The following is a 1,068-nucleotide window of genomic DNA, read 5'->3' as shown; positions in this document are numbered from 1 at the left end:
TCGGCGAAGACATGAATGGCTCCGATTTAGCTATGCGTGGCGCGCAATTTGCTGCTTCCGCTCGTCATTTCTTTAGTTCTCCGCTTGTCGGAGGCGGCCTTGATGCGACTCGCAACATTGTATCTTCAGGCCTCGACCCGGACCTTTTCAATACTGAAAGTATCGTATTTCGCTTGATGATTGACCAGGGTTCTCTTGGCCTAATTAGTTATACTGCATTCTTTTTTTTACTTTATACCAAGGTCGCTCGAACCATCCGGCAGCAGCCTGCCCGGCGCATGTATCTGGGAATGGTAATTGGCTACATTACATTTACGATATCCACCGGCCTCATCGACACATTACAGAATACCCTATTCATGATTTGCGCCCTGTATTATGTATTTAAATTTGAAGCCAATTTAAATCGCTCTATCACACAAAGACCTTCCCCCCAGGACAACTATCCCGAAACGATGCTACCACCAAACCACGCTATAGCTTCTTAACAGGCTTCCCAACATGACAGTTATCGCAGCGTTACTACTGCTATACACACTATCAATAGCATTACTAAATAAGCTATTCAGCTATTCCACACTGCTAACTCAACAAACCTTAGATCGTTCCTCACCACTAGATGCGCTTCGAGGGATCCTTGCAACATCAGTAGTGTGCCACCACTTCATTACCACATACTATTGGAAGACAACTGGAGTTTGGTCGCGCCCTGATAGCGACCTATTAAACAACCTAGGCACGGTCCCGGTTTCATTATTCTTCATGATCACCGGATTTCTTTTTCTAGGAAAAATTTATGAGTCCACCCCCAACTGGGCAAAACTGCTCAGTTCACGCGTACGTCGCATCATGCCGCTTTATTTATTTGTACTCGCGGCACTTATTCTTACCACCCTTATCAACACAAACTTCAAACTGGTTCACCTCGACGCATTAGCAAAAGAGACACTAAAGTGGCTAATCTTCTTCGGAGCATCATTTAATGGGTTCCAGGACAGCATCCGAATGACTGCTGGAGCTCATTGGACCTTAGGCTACGAGTGGATCTTCTATTTAACACTTCCGCTC

At 45.4% G+C, this 1,068-nt stretch carries 1 protein-coding gene and 1 pseudogene; both read left to right on the top strand.

Going from position 1 to position 1,068, the window contains the following annotated elements; all coding sequences use genetic code 11:
* Positions 1–488, top strand: a pseudogene (locus AC1DIS_RS30025) (hypothetical protein); the annotation flags it as partial.
* A gap of 13 nt (positions 489–501) precedes the next feature.
* On the top strand, positions 502–1,068 hold a 567-nt coding region (locus AC1DIS_RS30020; RefSeq protein WP_477781307.1), incomplete at its 3' end, for an acyltransferase family protein.

Source organism: Pseudomonas sp. 05N433, assembly GCF_056396925.1.
This window is presented reverse-complemented; position numbering and strand designations above follow the sequence as displayed.